General features: G+C 61.5%; 12 protein-coding genes and 2 pseudogenes. 11 read left to right on the plus strand and 3 right to left on the minus strand.

Annotated elements, in window-relative coordinates; genetic code table 11:
• Positions 1-24 precede the first annotated feature (24 nt).
• A complete protein-coding gene (locus V6765_RS00640; protein WP_448425606.1) occupies positions 25-1,194 on the minus strand; it encodes a PLP-dependent transferase in 1,170 nt (389 codons plus the stop codon).
• Positions 1,191-1,904, minus strand: coding sequence for a FadR/GntR family transcriptional regulator (locus V6765_RS00645; RefSeq protein WP_448425608.1), 714 nt, complete (start codon positions 1,902-1,904; stop codon positions 1,191-1,193). Before V6765_RS00645 ends, V6765_RS00640 begins: the two co-directional genes overlap by 4 nt.
• 449 nt (positions 1,905-2,353) lie before the next feature.
• Here V6765_RS00645 and V6765_RS00650 point away from each other — a divergent pair, with 449 nt between their 5' ends.
• The 11 genes and pseudogenes from V6765_RS00650 (at position 2,354) to V6765_RS00700 (ending at position 16,217) form a co-directional block, all read left to right on the plus strand.
• Positions 2,354-2,857: a transposase gene (locus V6765_RS00650; protein ID WP_448425610.1), complete on the plus strand. Its 504-nt coding sequence runs from the start codon at positions 2,354-2,356 to the stop codon at positions 2,855-2,857.
• Positions 2,858-3,516: 659 nt separating this feature from the next.
• Positions 3,517-4,527 carry a LacI family DNA-binding transcriptional regulator gene (locus V6765_RS00655; protein ID WP_448425612.1) on the plus strand — a complete coding sequence of 337 codons (1,011 nt, stop codon included), beginning with the start codon at positions 3,517-3,519 and terminating at the stop codon, positions 4,525-4,527.
• A gap of 276 nt (positions 4,528-4,803) precedes the next feature.
• Positions 4,804-6,723 carry an ABC transporter substrate-binding protein gene (locus V6765_RS00660; protein WP_448425614.1) on the plus strand — a complete coding sequence of 640 codons (1,920 nt, stop codon included), beginning with the start codon at positions 4,804-4,806 and terminating at the stop codon, positions 6,721-6,723.
• A gap of 87 nt (positions 6,724-6,810) precedes the next feature.
• A complete protein-coding gene (locus V6765_RS00665; RefSeq protein WP_448425616.1) occupies positions 6,811-7,800 on the plus strand; it encodes an ABC transporter permease in 990 nt (329 codons plus the stop codon).
• A gap of 19 nt (positions 7,801-7,819) precedes the next feature.
• On the plus strand, positions 7,820-8,953 hold the full coding sequence (locus V6765_RS00670) for an ABC transporter permease (protein ID WP_448426592.1): 1,134 nt from the start codon (positions 7,820-7,822) through the stop codon (positions 8,951-8,953).
• Positions 8,943-10,016, plus strand: coding sequence for an ABC transporter ATP-binding protein (locus V6765_RS00675; protein WP_448425618.1), 1,074 nt, complete (start codon positions 8,943-8,945; stop codon positions 10,014-10,016). Before V6765_RS00670 ends, V6765_RS00675 begins: the two co-directional genes overlap by 11 nt.
• Entirely contained in the window at positions 10,013-11,050 is a 1,038-nt protein-coding gene (locus V6765_RS00680; RefSeq protein WP_448425620.1) for an ABC transporter ATP-binding protein, read from the plus strand. The genes V6765_RS00675 and V6765_RS00680 overlap by 4 nt, the downstream gene beginning before the upstream one ends.
• Positions 11,051-12,898, plus strand: coding sequence for a DUF2264 domain-containing protein (locus V6765_RS00685; protein WP_448425622.1), 1,848 nt, complete (start codon positions 11,051-11,053; stop codon positions 12,896-12,898).
• The gene (locus V6765_RS00690; RefSeq protein WP_448426594.1) at positions 12,895-13,905 is read left to right on the plus strand and encodes a hydroxyacid dehydrogenase; all 1,011 of its coding nucleotides are present in this window, start codon (positions 12,895-12,897) and stop codon (positions 13,903-13,905) included. The genes V6765_RS00685 and V6765_RS00690 overlap by 4 nt, the downstream gene beginning before the upstream one ends.
• Before the next feature lie 419 nt (positions 13,906-14,324).
• Positions 14,325-14,483, plus strand: a pseudogene (locus V6765_RS00695) (DapH/DapD/GlmU-related protein); the annotation flags it as partial.
• A 1,080-nt stretch (positions 14,484-15,563) separates the two neighbouring features.
• Complete coding sequence (locus tag V6765_RS00700; protein WP_448425624.1) at positions 15,564-16,217, plus strand: ThuA domain-containing protein; 654 nt, start codon at positions 15,564-15,566, stop codon at positions 16,215-16,217.
• Positions 16,218-16,467: 250 nt separating this feature from the next.
• Here the strand turns inward: V6765_RS00700 and V6765_RS00705 are convergent.
• Positions 16,468-16,679: pseudogene (locus V6765_RS00705) on the minus strand (IS3 family transposase); the annotation flags it as partial.
• Positions 16,680-16,708 lie beyond the last annotated feature (29 nt).

Genomic DNA, 16,708 nt, shown 5'->3' on the forward strand with positions numbered 1-16,708 from the left:
TTTTTGCGTCTATGCGGTGAAGTCTCAGGTTTTGGCGGCCTCGAAGGCCGCCTCAAGATCGCGCCAGAGTGCTTCCGTGCCCTCCAGCCCGACATGAATGCGCACTGAGCGCGGATCGAGGCCGAAAGCTTGAGCCGAATTCGGCTGGGCCTTCTGCGCCAGAACCACCTCTCCGGGCACGATCAGGCTTTCATGACCGCCCCAGCTTACGCCGAGCTTGAACAGCGAGAGCCGGTCGCAGAAGGCCTTGATGTCGATGCGTTCGGAAAGGTGGAAGGAAAACAGGCCGGAGGTTCCGGAAAGCCCGGGCGGAAGCCGGTTTTTCAGCCCCGGATGGCAGACCTTGGTGACATCGTCGCGGGCGGCAAGCCGCCTGCCGATTTCAAGCGCGGAAGCCTCATGCGCCTTCATCCGGATGGCAAGCGTTCTCAGTCCGCGCGTCAGAAGCCAGGCCTCGAAGGGGGCGAGCTTGCCGCCGAGATAGGACAGCGCCTCCCCGCGCAACCGGCCGATCATCTCCCGCGATCCGGCGACGACGCCGGCGACGACATCGCTGTGGCCGGAGATATACTTGGAGGCCGAATGGAGAACGAGATCGACGCCAAGCGTGATCGGCTGCTGGAAAACGGGGCTCGCCCAGGAATTGTCGATCACCGAGATCGCGCCATGTTTTTTTGCGAGCGCCGCCAGCGCACCGACGTCGTGGGCCTCCATTTCCCAGCTCGTCGGGCTTTCCATATAGAAAAGCTTCGCGCCGGACAGCGCCGCATCGACCGCTTCAAGGTCCAGCCCGTCTACATACTCGACCTCGATCTTCATCCGCTTCAGTATGGTGCCGAACAGCCGGTAGGCATCGGGATAGACGTTGCGCACGGCAACGATCCGGTCTCCCGGCTCGACGAAAGTGATGATCGCCGCCGAAATCGCCGCCATCCCGCTCGCAAAGCCGACGGCGTCCTCCGCCTTTTCCATGCGCGCCAGCATTTCCTCGAACACCCTGACCGTCGGGTTCGCGGCGCGCGAATAGACGAAACGCTCCTTCCTGCCGGCATAGGTGTCGAGCATCTCGTCGTAGTTCCCAAAGGTGAAAAGCGATGTCTGCACGATCGGCGGAACGACGGCGGCGAAGGCGTGGCCCTCGTCGTGAGCGCCGATCAGCGCGATTTCTTCGGCTTGGGAGAGGCCGTCATTCATCTGGACATTTCCTTGATGTCTTCCTCGACGACGTCGAGGATCTTCAGTGTTTCCCGCCGCGCGGCCTCGGTATCCTGGGCGACGATGGCGTTGAACAAGGTGCGGTGATAGGGAAAGGAGCGGCGGGCAAAATCCGGACGATCGAAAGGCTCGGTCCAGAATTTCTCGAACGCCTCGCGCATCTGCTCTAGAAGCTGGCGGAACAAAGGATTATGCGTGGCGTCGTAGATCGCGAGGTGCAGTTCAAGGTCTTCCGGCCCGGACGTGCCCTTGGACAGGTGCACGCGCTCCATAGCGTCGAGCTTTTCCTCGATGATCTTCAGGTCCGCGGCGGTGCGGCGTCGCGCTGCCGCCATGGCGGCCTCCGCCTCGATGCCGCGGCGCACTTCCAGTGTCTGCAACAAAGCGTCACGGAGATTAACCGCATTGAGGGACAGGGGCATGTGGATGGTGGCCGAGGAGATCGGCTTGAGCAGAAAGGTGCCGCTGCCCTTGCGCGTTTCCATCACGCCGAGTGATTGAAAATGGCGGATTACCTCGCGGATGGTCGAGCGCCCGACGCCAAGCGCCGTCATCAGTTCGCGTTCGGCCGGGATACGGTCGCCCGGCTTCAAGCCGGAGCGCGACACATAGTCCACCAGCGCGTCGGCGACCTGTCGGACGCGGCTTACCGGTGCAAGCGGCATGATGGCGGGCTTTTTATCGTTCATGCGTCAGCCATGCTGCCGGTAAGGCGCGAGAAACCGTTCCCGCACGGGCAAAGCCCTGTGCGGCATCAGACGGGATCAGTCCCGTTTCAGACCGGTTTTCTCAAGAAGCCTTCCGGCGTTCCCCTATTTATTTTCTTATAAATTGGTCTGACATCATAGCAAAGCAAACTGCGCGTCCTGTCAAGGGGCTATGCGCAAGACTATGGCTTTCGGGTTGTCGGGCGTCTCCGCCGGCGATGTGTCGCGCGGCGCATGGGGTGAAGCCGGTGGTCACGATAAGTCTTTGTCATCCTTGAAATAAGTTGGTCGCCTTGCTTCTCAACAGTCGGAAAACGGTGAGGTTGCCAATGCCCAACGGCAGCTATTGAAGCCCGACCGGCAGAACCGGCCGGTCTCCTCACAATAGGACGCTCGTCTACGAACTTCTGTTCAAGACAGCATCGAAAACGATGCTGAAGTTCGCCGCCGATCCGAAGCATTTCGGCGTGCATATCGGCATGACCGCTGTGCTGCACACATGGGGTTGGGCTATGACGCATCATCCCCATGTTCACATGATCATGCCGGGTGGCGGCATCGCCCTTGATGGAAAACGATGGGTATCACACGCCCGGCCTTACTCCTGCCGGTGCGCATGCTTGGAAAGCTGCTCCGCCGCCTGTTACTCACGCGACTGCTTCAGCACGGTGCCGCCAGCAACTTACTTTCTTCGAGTAGCCCATCTGGCCGATCGCCGGGCATTTGTGTGGCACCTGTCGCCAGTCCGCAGGAAACGCTGGGTCGTCTATGCCGAGCCACCCTTCGCTGGGCCCGAAGCGGTCTTTGCCTATCTGTCGCGCCACACACACCGGTTGGCGATCTCAAACAGACGTATGATCTCGTTCGAGAAGGAGGCGTCACCTTCCGCCACAAGGACCACCGCTGGAAGGGCTGCGACCGGCGGCAGATCATGAGGTTGGCCCCCGCCGATATCAACCTCCGATTGCAGAGTTGGCTTCGACTGGCCGCAACCCGAAAGGCCATTTTCCACCGAAAGCGAGTTCACCTTGCCGTTCGCGCCATAGAGCCAGGGGGAGGTGCGACAGCGGGGCGTGAATACGCCGATGGTATTTGCCGAAGTTTTCCGGTGCGAGCCACTTCTCCAGTGCGCGGAGTGAAAAGCTCGCATGACCTTCGGAAAGGGACCATAGCTGATTTTCACATTGCTGAATGTTGTGCCGGGTGGATGATCCGCTCTCATCATCGATCCGACAAGCGGTTTGATGTGCTCTTCGAAGCGAGACGTTGTGGGCGACCTGAACTGAGGTTTGCTGTCGTACTTCTTGCAAGCGCCTTCTTCCTAAATTCAACGCCATTGTCGGTATGCATAACAGCTTGCAATCCGGCAGTGGGCCACGGAATATCCATCCACGGCGCATCCAGCCCTGTTGTTTTGTCGTAAACTGCACGCAGAAAGCGAATGCATGGACATGCGGCGCCAACGGACACCTTGTCATAAGCGCCGACAAGGGAAGCCCTGAATATGGAAAGCGTTGGATGAGCCACATCGGGACTTTCAAAAAACGCAAAAATTGCGTAATTGATAGTCAGACAATGACAGCAGTGAGCAAAGATGGCCTCGACCACCCGCAGACCAAACCAGACCGATATAGCCACCAGGCTCGGCGTTTCCGTCAGCACGGTTTCACGCGCGCTCGCCAATGAGGAGGGCATATCCGAAGCGGTGCGGCGGGATGTGCAGCGCATGGCGCGGACTATGGGGTACAGGTCCAAGCACACATCGGGCATCCGAGCGGCGGATTGCAGCGTGGTCGCGCTCGTTCCCTTCGCCAACGCTACAGGCGGGCTTTCGAGCTTCTATGTCAACATTCTCGATGCGATACGAAGCGAGGCGCGGGTCTGCGGCCTTGATCTCGACGTTCGCCTGATCGGCGAGCGAACGGTCACTCTCGACCTCATAGATCGGCACGTGAAGGAGGCCAATGCCGGAGCGGTGTTGCTGGCGGGGATCGATGCGACCGAGGAACTGGCCGCGTGGTGCCGGGAACAGGATGTTCATGCCGTTCTCGTCAACGGCAGCGACCCGCTCATGCGCATCAGTTCGGTGGCGCCAGCGAATTTCTACGGGGCGTACATGGCCACGAAGCACCTGCTTTCGTCCGGCCACAGGAAAATCCTGCATTATACCTATGGCGACCGGCCGACCATCCTGGAGCGCCGCCGCGGCTTTCTGACGGCGATGGCGGACGTGCAGGGAAGCGAGGCCATGCTGGTTTCCAGCGAGGAACGGAGCCCGCTTGAGCTGCTGCACGATATTGCCGAGCGCAAGCATGAAGCCACGGCGCTGTTTTGCTGGAACGACATTGCGGCGGTGGAAATCATGGAGAGCATAAAGGGTGGCCTTGCCTCGGTCGGACAGGGTTTCTCGATCATCGGTTTTGATGACCTGCCGCTTGCGGCCATGACCTCGCCGCGTCTCACCACGATCCGCGTTGATCGTGAGGCGATCGGCCGAGGTGCGATCCGGCTGCTCTCGCATCTGATCGAAGGCGAGACCGCCGTTCAGCAGATGGAGATCGGCGTGTCGTTGGTGGCCGGCGGGACTGTCTATCCTTTGGCATGAACTTGCTCTCATTTGCGAAAATCTATGCGCTAGAAAAATTCCGGAACGCGTTTTGATGGCAAAAATTAACTGTCATGCCGCACGTTGATTCCATTCGGTTTTCCTAAAAGCATCAGGATAACAATGAGTTGTGCGGTAGAATAGCGCGCGGACTTAAATGTTGTCGCAAAAAACGCAAATTAATGAATTAATGTTGATATTTTGCGTTTTTGCGAATACGCTTCCTCCGTTCCAGAAGAAACGGGGTCCGGGGAGGGATCCCGAGGGAGGAAGAACATGACATATGCAAATCGTGTGCGGCGGTCGGTGAGGCACTCCGTGCTCGCGACATCCGCGATAATGATGCTTTCCGGCGCGGCACTCGCCGCGCAGCAGGCGCCGATGCTCGATCCGCTGGTCGAAGACGGCACGCTGCCGCCGGTGGACGAGCGATTGCCGGACAATCCACTGGTGGTGGAGCCGGTCGACAGCATCGGAAAATACGGCGGCACCTGGCGCTCCGGCCTGCGCGGGCGCGGCGACAATGCCTGGATCTCGCGCACGCTGAACTATGACGGGCTGGTGCGCTATAACCGCGAATGGGATGAAATCATTCCCAACCTCGCCGAAAGCTGGGAGGTCAGCGAAGACGCGCGCCAATATACGTTCCACCTGCGCGAAGGGCTTAAATGGTCTGACGGCACGCCGTTCACCAGTGCCGATATCGCCTTTGCGAGCGAACTCATCCAGGACCCGAATTATCCTGTTGGAGGGCTGTTCCTGACCGATCCGGGCAATCCGGTCACCATCGAGGTCGTAGACGACGCAACCTTCACCTATATCTTCGAGGAGCCGAACGGCCTGTTGCTTGATGAGCTTGCCGGGGTCAACGGCATCTCGTTGGTTTCTCTGCAGAAAGCCTATTGCGGGCAATTCTCTCCCGCCGTCAACGAGAATGCCGAACAACTGGCGAAAGACGAGGGCTATGAGAGCTGGGCCTTCATGATGGAGGACAAATGCGCCTGGGGGCAGGAGACCCAGCGATGGAGCAACCCCGACCTGCCTTTCATGAATGCCTGGGTGATCGAGGAGCCTTGGACGGGCAACGCCAGCCGCGTGGTCCTGGAGCGCAATCCCTATTACTGGAAGGTCGACCCGGACGGCAATCAACTGCCCTATATCGACCGGCTGGAAATGCGGGTCAGCGAAAGTGCCGAGGAATTGACGTTGATGGCACTCAATGGCGAGATGGATTTCACCGACCGCCACATCACGACAGTGGCCAATCGTCCGCTCTTCTATGACGGCCAGAAGGAAGGCGACTACCGCCTTGGCGCCAATGTGCCATCGCAGTCATCAACACTGGTTCTTCAGCTCAACCTGAACCACGCCGACCCGGTCAAGGCCGAACTCTACAACAGCAAGGATTTTCGTATAGGTCTTTCCGAGGCGATCAACCGGCAGGAAATCATTGATGCAGTCTTCACCGGTCAGGGCGAACCCTATCAGGTCGCACCGCGCCCGGAATCGCAGTTCTACGACGAGGAGATGGCCAAGCAATACACGGACCATGATCCGGAATCCGCCATTGCGCACCTCGAATCAGCCGGTCTCACGGAAACAAACGGTCAAGGCATTCGGCTGATGAGCGACGGCCGTCCGGCGACCATCAACGTTGATGTGATTTCGGCGTTTCGTCCGGAATGGATCGATATGCTGGAGCTGATGTCGCTGCAATTGCGCGAGGTCGGCATCGATCTTGAGATCAACAATATCGATCGCACGCTGTTCTACGACAAGCGCCCGGGTGGCGATTTCGACGCCCAGGTGTGGCAGGGCGATGGCGGCCTCGATGTAATCCAGGAGCCGCGCTACTACTTCCCTTCAAGTGACGAATCCGCCTGGGCCTTCCAGTGGCAGGCATGGTTCAATGGCACCGATCCGGAAATCGCGTCTGAACCCGCCGAGTGGGCCAAGGAGCAGATGGCGCTCTATGACCGGCTCGGGGCGTCTTCCGATCCTGAGGAGCAGGAAGACCTGATGCGCCAGATCCTTGCCATCGCGAAAGAAAACTTCCCCGTTATCGGCGTCAGCCTCGCGCCGGATGGCTATTACATTGCCAAGAACAATCTGCGCAATGTCTACGAACCGATGAAGCATGCCTGGCTGTTTCCCACGCCTGCCCCCTACGACCCGCAGCAGTGGTACTTCGACTAGAGAGAGCAACACCTCCTCCCGGGTGTATCCTCCGCGGCTTTCGGGTCGCGGGGGAACCGCGGGACGCATGCAGAAAGGGCAGATTCCATGCTCGGCTTCATAGTTCGGCGGCTGATTGCGATGGCTTTGACGATCTGGGCGGTTTCTTTCGTCTCGTTCGCCATCATTCAGCTTCCGCCCGGCGACTATCTGACAAGCTACATGGCAGACCTCAGCGCCGCCGGCGACAGGGTCGATCCGGCGACCATCGAGGCGATGCGCAAGCAATACGGCCTCGATGATCCATTCATCATCCAGTACTTCAAGTGGATCGGCGGCGTGTTCCACGGCGATTTCGGCAACAGCTTCGAATGGAAGTCGCCGGTAAGCGATCTCATCTGGGGACGGCTCGGCAATTCCGTTCTCGTTGAGGGGCTGGCCGTGCTGGTGATGTGGCTCGTGGCGCTGCCGATCGGCATCTATGCGGCCGTGCGCAAATATTCGCTCGGCGATTATCTTGCCACCATCGGCGGTTTTGTCGGGCTTGCCATTCCCAATTTCCTGTTCGCGCTGGTGCTGATGTATCTCTGGTACATCTATTTCGGCCAGACGCTCGGCGGCCTCTACTCGCCCGAGCTTCAGGGCACGCCGTGGGACCTTGAACGGATTCTCGATTTCCTGGCGCATGCCTGGGCGCCGGTCCTGGTTCTCTCGACCGCGGGAACCGCGCAGCTGATCCGCGTGATGCGGGCCAACCTGCTGGACGAACTGACCAAGCCCTACGTCACGACCGCCCGGTCCAAGGGGCTGCCCGAATGGCGGGCGATCCTGAAATATCCGGTGCGCGTGGCGCTCAACCCGCTGGTCTCGACCATCGGCTGGCTGTTGCCGACGCTCGTCTCGAGCTCGGTCGTGGTCTCGGTGGTGATGAACCTGCCGACGGCCGGTCCGCTGCTTTTGCGCTCGCTCACCACCCAGGACATGTATCTCGCCGGCGCCATCATCATGCTTCTCGGCGTGTTGACCGTCATCGGCACGCTGATCTCCGATCTGATCCTGGCCTGGATCGATCCCCGCATCCGCTATGGAGGACGCTGAGATGACCATCACCACGGACATGTCCGGGACGGCGGCGGTCGAGACATCCGCGAAAGCCACTCTGACGGGGCGAGAAACGCAGTTGAAGATGACCTGGCGCCGCTTCAAGCAGCACCAGCTCGCCTTCTTCTCGCTGTGGATCGTGATCGCGTTCTACCTGGTTGCGATCTTCGCCGAGTTCGTCGCGCCGACCTCGCCGGGCGCTTACAATCCGCGCTACACCTATGCTCCGCCGCAGGGTCTTCATTTCATTGCCCGCGATGCAGATGGTGGGCTGCAGTTCGGTCCCTATGTGAACGGCTACAAGACCGAGATCGATCCCGAGGCCTTGCGCCGGGTGTTCACGATCGACCCCGAGGTCCGTCATCCGGTCGGCTTCTTCGTGCCGTCGGAGCCTTACAAGCTGATGGGCTTCATCCCGATGAACCGCAAGCTCTTCGGCACGCTCGAACCGCGCGCGCCCTTCTACGTGCTCGGCGCCGACAGGCTCGGGCGCGATCAGTTCAGTCGCCTGGTCTATGGTACGCGGGTTTCGCTGTCGATCGGCCTTGTCGGCGTGATCCTCAGCCTGTTCTTCGGGGTGATCATAGGCGGGTTTTCGGGCTATTACGGCGGCTTTTTCGACGGCATCGTGCAGCGGACGATCGAGTTCATCCGCTCGCTGCCGACGATCCCGCTATGGCTCGGCCTTGCCGCTGCCTTCCCGCGCGACTGGGGGCCGCTACAGACCTATTTCGCGATCACCATCATCCTTTCGATGCTGGGCTGGACGGAACTCGCCCGCGTGGTCCGCGGCCGGTTCCTGGCCTTGCGCACCGAGGATTTCGTCACCGCGGCGCAGCTTGACGGGGCATCGGACTACCGGGTGATCGTCAAGCACATGGTACCGTCCTTCACCAGCCACATCATCGCGGCAACGACGTTGGCCATACCGGGGATGATCCTCGCGGAGACGGCGCTCTCCTTCCTCGGTCTCGGCCTGCAGGCGCCGATCGTCAGCTGGGGCACGCTGCTGCAGGACGCCCAGAACATTCGCACGCTTGCAGGCGCGCCGTGGCTTCTGTCGCCGGGTGTCGTCGTTGTCGTCGCGATCCTTGCCATGAACTTTCTAGGAGACGGCCTTCGTGATGCCGCAGACCCCTATGGACGATAAAGCAGAACTGCTCAGGATGGAGAATGTCAGCATCGTGTTCTCCTCACCCGATGAGGCGGATATCGAAGCCGTCCGCCAGGTCGATTTCACCCTCACGCGCGGCAAGACGCTGGCGCTCGTCGGCGAAAGCGGCTGCGGCAAATCCGTCACCGCCCGCACTATCTTGCGGCTGCTCGACCGGAATGCCCGGATTGGAACCGGCCGCATCCTGTTCCGGGCGGAGGGCGAGGCGCCGGTCGATATCGTGTCGCTGAAGCCTGACAGCCCGGCGATGCGCGCGATCCGCGGCAACCGGATCTCGATGATCTTTCAGGAGCCGATGAGTTCGCTGTCGCCGGTGCATACGATCGGCGATCAGATCGATGAGATGATCATGATCCATGAACGGGTCGACCAGAAGGCCGCGCGCGCCCGAACCGTCGACCTGCTCGAACAGGTCGGCATTCCGGGGGCGCGTCAGCGGGCGGACGCCTATCCGTTCCAGCTTTCCGGCGGCCTGCGCCAGCGCGCCATGATCGCCATGGCGCTGGCCTGCAAGCCGGACCTGCTGATCGCCGACGAGCCGACGACGGCGCTCGATGTCACCACCCAGGCGCAGATCCTCGATCTCTTGAGGGCCCTGCAGGAAGAATACGGCATGGCGATGCTGTTCATCACCCATGATCTCGGCGTCGTCGCCGAGATCGCCGATGAGGTCGCGGTGATGTATCTCGGCGATGTCGTCGAGCAGGGCAATGTCTTCGACGTGTTCCGGGCGCCGCAGCATCCCTATACGCGGGCGCTGATGCGCTCCATTCCGCGCATGGTCCGCCGTGCCGAGCGCGAGCGGTTGGCGCCGATCGAAGGCAATGTGCCGTCGCCGCGCAACCGACCGAAAGGCTGCGCCTTCACCTCGCGCTGTCCTCATGCCTTCGCCCCTTGCGCCGGGGACTATCCCGAGCGCACGACGACCGGCGAGGCGCACTGGGCGCGATGCCATCTGCTGACCCATGATGACGCTCCTGCTGTGACGGGCTTGAGGCAGAAGCGCAGCGGAGCCGCCATGCAGGGAGAACAGGCATGACTGCACTTCTCGAAGTCGAAAACCTTTCAAAGGTGTTCACCTTCAAGTCGGGACTTTTCGGAGACACGATCTCGCTCGCTGCGCTTTCCGATGTATCGCTGAGGGTGGAAAAGGGCGAGACACTTGCCATCGTCGGCGAGAGCGGATGCGGCAAGACCACGCTCGGCCGCTGCATCGTGCGGGCCGTCGATCCCACCGCCGGCCGCGTGACCTATCATCCGCAGGAGGGCGGCGCGGTCGAACTGTCCGGCCTTTCCAAGCGACAACTGAAGCCGTGGCGACGCGATATCCGGATGATCTTCCAGGATCCGATGTCCTCGCTCAATCCCTATATGCGGGTATTCGACCTCGTCGCCGAGCCGCTGCGCATCCACAGGGCCGCCCGCGGCGCGGAGCTGGAACACCGTGTGGTCTCGACGCTCGAAAAGGTCGGCCTTCCGAGAGATGCGCTGCAGCGCTTCCCGCATGCCTTTTCCGGCGGCCAGCGCCAGAGAATCGGCATTGCCCGCGCGCTTGTGCTCGAGCCGAAACTGGTGATCGCCGACGAGGCCGTCTCCGCCCTCGACGTCTCGATCCAGGCGCAGATCCTCAATCTGCTTGAGGACCTGAAGGCCGATTTCGGCCTGACCTACATTTTCATCAGTCATGATCTCGGCGTGGTGAACTACCTCGCGGACCGGGTGGCGGTGATGTATCTCGGCCATGTGGTCGAGAGCGCGCCGACCGAGGCCTTGTTCGAGCGGCCGCGCCATCCCTACACCGAAGTGCTGCTCGACGCACTGCCGATCGCCGACCCGTCGCGGCGCGGAAAACGGCACGACGCCGTCAAGGGCGAGATACCCTTCCTCGGCGATCGCCTGGAGGGCTGTCCGTTCCACACGCGCTGCAAATTCGCCGAGGACTGCTGCCGGACGGAGAAGCCGGTGCTCAGGCCGATCAACGGCGGCCCGAGCGAAGCCGCCTGCCACTTTGCCGAAACCATTGAACTCAAGGGCGCCTTTTCCGATAGCCCTGCCACAGGAACCTATGCCTAGATGACCTACGATCCCAACACCGCAAATCCCCTTTCCGCGAATCCGCTCAAGACAAGAGGCGATGTCGAGCAGGCGCTGCACGCGCTCTTCAACCCGCTCCTGCCGTTTTTTTCCGACGGCCGCGCCCGTGTCCGGCTGAGCGGCAACGCCGCCCATTTCGACCGCATCGCTGCCGATGTGGAAGGCTTCGCCCGCCCGCTCTGGGGACTGACCCCTTATGCGGCCGGCGGCGGTTCCTTCGACTACTGGGACTATTTTCGCGAAGGCATCGCCAATGGCATGGATCCGGACCACCCGGAATTCTGGGGCACGGTCGAGCGCACCGACCAGCGCATGGTCGAGATGGCCGCGATCGGCTTCACGCTGCGCATGGTACCCGAAAAGGTATGGGATCCGCTGCCGGGAAGGGCAAAGGACAATATCGCCAACTATCTGAAGAGCCTGCGCCGCTATGCCTATGCCAACAACAATTGGAAGTTCTTCCGCATTCTCGTCGACATGGGACTGACGCGGGTCGGCGTCGATTTCGACCGGACACTGACGGAGCAATATTTGGAGGAACTCGACGGTTTCTATCTGGGCGAGGGCTGGTATCGCGACGGCAATGTCCGCCGGATCGACCACTACATTCCCTTTGCCATGCATTTCTATGGCCTGATCTACGCCAAACTCGCCGAACCAGGCGATGCGCGGGCAGAGGCCTATCGGGAGCGCGCCGCGCTGTTTGCCAAGGATATCCGCCACTGGTTCGATGACGACGGCGGCACGCTCGCCTTCGGCCGCAGCCTCACCTATCGCTTCGCCTGCGGCGGCTTCTGGGGCGCGCTGGCCTTCGCCGATGTCGAGGCGCTGCCCTGGGGCGAGATCAAGGGGAATTTCCTGCGGCATCTCAGGTGGTGGTCGCGCCACCCGATTGCCGACCGTGACGGGGTGCTGTCGATCGGTTACGGCTATCCCAACCTGTTCATGAGCGAGAGCTACAATTCGGCGGGCTCACCCTATTGGGCGCTGAAAGCCTTCCTGCCGCTCGCGCTTGGCGCGGATCATCCGTTCTGGCAGGCGGAAGAGGCCGAGGCCGGGTTCGAGGGGGATCCGGTTTCGCTCAAGCATCCGGGTATGGTGATGCAGCACCAGAAGGGCAATGTCGTCGCGCTTTCCAGCGGCCAGCAGAACCACCAGATGCGGCACGGCGTCGAAAAATATGCCAAGTTCGTCTATTCCTCGCGCTACGGGTTTTCGGTCGAGGTTGACGAGCGCGGCTATGAGCGCGGCGCCTTCGACGGCATGCTGGCGCTTTCCGACGATATGCGCCACTACCGCGTCCGCGAGGACAATGAAGTCGCGCAGATCGCGGGCAATACGCTCTTTGCCCGGTGGAAACCCTGGGACGATGTGACGGTGGAGACCTGGCTCATACCGGCCGGGGACTGGCATGTGCGGGTCCACCGGATCGAAACGCCGCGCCCGCTGCATACGACCGAGGGCGGTTTTGCGATCGCGCGCGCCGATCTCGACGCCGACCGCTGCGAGGAGGCGGGCGGATTTGCGCGTGCTCTCTCGGATACCGATCTCAGCCAGATCGTCGACCTCTCTCCGGAGGGAAAGCGCCAGGGCCGTGCGCAAAAGGCCCTGCCGAACACCAATCTGGTCGTCGCCAAAACCATCGTGCCGCAGCTGATCGGCAACATTCCGGCCGGAATGACCGTGCTGGCGACTGCCGTTTCGGCCACGCTCGCCGGTGTCGATCCTGGCGAGGCGCCTTCGATGCCGGATCTCGGTGAACTGGAGGCGCTGTTCAGGCGGGAAGGCATCACGGTCAGCGCCATCGATATTGCGGAGAGATACTGATGCGCCCACGCATAAGTTTCGCCATGGCTGCGGAGAAGACCCAGCATGTCTTCGATGCGCGGCTGTTCGACCGCCTCGCCCGGCACTGCGACATCCTCTCCGAAACCCCGATGGAGGATTTTACGACGCAGCAGGCGCGCGATCTTCTTGCCGAGACCGATATCCTGGTCACAGGCTGGGGGGCTCCCTTTGTCGGGGAGGAGGTCCTGCGGCTTGCCCCGCGATTGCGCCTGATCGCGCATGCGGCAGGAACGGTGAAATACACGATCGATGAGGCGGTCTATAATGCCGGCATCGCCGTTACCCACGCCGCGGCGGCCAACGCCGTGCCGGTGGCCGAATACACGCTCGCCGCGATCATCTTCGCCAACAAGCGGGTCTTCGAGCTTTGCGATATCTACCGCCGCGATCGGGGCAGGGCGGCGACCTGGGCGCTGATGAGCGAGTCGATCGGCAACTATCGCCGCACCGTCGGCCTGATTGGCGCCTCGCACATCGGCCGCAAGGTGGCCAAGTTGCTTGAAATGCTTGATGTCGATGTCCTGCTGCATGATCCCTATGTGACGGCAGAGGATCCTGTGGCCGCGACGGCAAGGCTTGTCGACCTCGATACCCTGCTTCGGAAATCGGACACAATCTCGCTCCATGCGCCCGCCTTGCCAGCGACCCGGCACATGATCGGCGCCGCGGAGTTTTCCAGAATGCGGGATGGCGCCACATTCATCAACACGGCGCGTGGCATGCTGGTGGATCATGAGGCAATGATCAGCGAACTGGAAAGCGGCCGGATCAGTGCGATCCTCGATGTCACGGCGCCCGAAGTACTCGAGGCCGGATCTCCGCTCTATACTCTGCCGAATGTGTTCCTCACCCCGCACGTTGCCGGTGCCGCCGGGCTGGAGCGGCTGCGGCTGGGCGAGATGGCGGTGAGCGAGATCGAGCGGTTCATAGCCGGCCGCCCCCTGGAACATGCAATCCAACCCGAACTGCTGGAACGGTCGGCATGAATTCGAAACTCAGGGATGGCGTCGACATGGCCGCCCGAGAAGCGCGGCTGCAGTTCCTCACCTGGGAACGCACGCCGAACGATATCGAGGCCCCCGCCCACCGCGCGCGCTGTGCTCGCCTGGTAGAGACATCGGGCGCCGAAATTGACGATACGGCCTATATCGCGGAAAAGGCTGCCGTGTTCACCGACAGGCTTGACCTGGGCGCTCATTCCTATATCGCCGGCTATGCCGTCGTCCGGGGCGACGTTACGCTGGGTGCCGATTGCACTGTCAATGCCTATGCCTGCATTGCCGGCAAGGTGACCTGTGGCGATTATGTCCGCATCGCCTCGCATGCCCAGATCATGGGCTTCAACCATGGTTATGAGGATCCCGATGTCCCGATCGCGCGACAACCGCATGAAAGCCGGGGCATTGTCATCGAGGACGATGTCTGGATCGGCGCCAACGCGGTGGTGCTCGATGGCGTCCGGATCGGCCACGGCGCTGTCATCGCTGCCGGCGCCACGGTCACCCGCGACGTCCCGCCCTTCACGATTGCCGGGGGCGTGCCGGCAAAGCCGATCCGCCGGCGCGGTGAGAAATCGAATACCGACATCGAAGCGGCCCTCCGGACCGTGGGCGACAGCATCGGGGCAGAATGGCAAGCGATCCTCAACAGGAACCTGCGCGACGGGTTTTATGTCTCACGCGAGGCCGACGGCCAGGAACGGCCGAGCATGCGCCACCTCTGCGATGCGATCGAAATCGCGGCGGGTCTCGATGAACGTCCGGAAGGGCTCGACATTCCAGCCGCGATTACGACGCTGAAGGCAATACAGGATCCCGAAACGGGTCTTTTCCCCGACCCCAGCCGTCCGCCGCGGCCGGGCCTTCCCTTGCGCGAGGACGGATTGGCGCTCTACAACATCCTCGCTGCCGGCTACGCGTTGGAGGTGCTCGGCAGCCAACCGGAGCACAGGGTTGCCGCCGTCGAGCTCGATGCTCCCGATCTCTGCGCCTGGTTGGAAAGCCTTCCCTGGCGGAACAATGCCTGGGCGGCCGGAGCTTGCGTCGATGCGATCGGAACCGCCCTTTATTTCAACGCGCGCTACTTTTCGACCGGCAGGATGCGGGAAACGCTGTTTGGCTGGCTTTCACTTCATGTCGACAGGAGCACCGGTCTCTGGGGCTCGCCGACGGCCTTGGAGGGCCTGCTGCAGCCGGTCAATGGCTTCTATCGCCTGACAAGGGGAACCTATGCGCAGTTCGGCCTGCCTGTACCCCGCCCCGAGGCCGCGATCAATTCCGTGCTCGCCAACTACCGCAACCATGATGGTTTTCGCGGTCCGACCTATACCGCCTGCAATCTGCTCGATACCATCCACCCGCTGCTGATCTGCCTCGACCTCACGGATCATCGCCGGGCCGAGGCCGAGGCCGTCGCCCGCGCCATCATCACCCGCGCGCCATCGCGTTGGCGGAAGGGGGAGGGCTTCGCCTTTGCCGATGGACAGCAAGCCGGTCTGCAAGGCACGGAAATGTGGCTCTCGGTCATCCATCTGGCGGCAAAGCTTTTGAAGCGCGACGATGCCTTCCACTATGTCCCGAAGGGTGTCCATCGCACGCAGGCTGTCGGTCTCGGACTATGAACAGCAATGGAGGAGAAGATCGCCATGACGAAGCGAAAGGCGCTTGTGGTTTACGGAGGAATGGAACTGCATACGCCCAGGGAAGGCGCGGAAGTCGTCCGTCAGATCCTGGAGGAGCATGACTTTGCGGTTCAGGTGACCGATGATTACGACGCGCTCGGCGCCGATGACGTCGGCTCCAATGCACTCGTGGTGCCGGTCATCACGGATGGCGTGCTCGAACCTGAAAAGATGGAGAGGCTGATCGCAGCGGTGCAGGCGGGCACCGGCCTTGCGGGATACCACATGGGGCTTGCGACCAGTTTTCGGGCAAGCGTGCCTTTCCGTTATGCCGCGAGCTGCTACTGGGTTTCTCATCCCGGCAACATCATCACCTATCAGGTCGACATCACCCGTCCCGATCATCCGGTCATGGAGGGGATCGAGCCTTTCGAACATACGTCGGAGCAATACTACCTGAACTATGATCCGGCCGTGGAGGTGCTGGCGACCACCACGTTTTCCGGCGAATTCCACGCCTGGCGCAAGAACGTCGTCATGCCGGTGGTGTTCACCACCATGCACGGCCGAGGCCGGGTGTTCTATTCCTCCCTTGGGCACACCGCCGACGAACTCGAAATCCCCAATGTGCGCCTGATCCTGACCCGCGGCCTGCTTTGGGCGGCCGGGGCGCTTTGACGGCCGGTTTCGTCACTGGTTAGCTTGTGGGTATCGATGCCGACGATGATCTGATCCATTGTGTCTTTGCTTTAAATGGCTCAGGCACCGATCGAAGAGGACAGGATTTTTGAGGGTACGGTGACCATCAGGTTCCTATAAAGTCACGTCTCGCCCGCTGCCGGGACAAGCTGCTGGTCGACACGTCAACGCAATGATACGCGATCAATCGTAGCATCGGTCAGGCCCTCAAGCTACGATAACACTTCACAGTCGTGATGCCCTCGCGCATGCCACTGTCTTTCTCGGTCTGCGTGGCCCACCCACTCAAGGTCTGGGAATACAGCCGATCTTCGGTACAATGACCGCGGGCGCGCCCGCCTGCCTCTCATAAGAGCCTTGATGCGCGAACATCATCCGGACCGCACGTGCGCGGATCTCGGGCGAGTAGCGATTTGCCATTTTGCTTTTTGTCGCAACCATCATGTTGACGGTCTCCGACAGACTCGGGG

The sequence above is a fragment of the Martelella sp. FOR1707 genome (genome assembly GCF_053484265.1).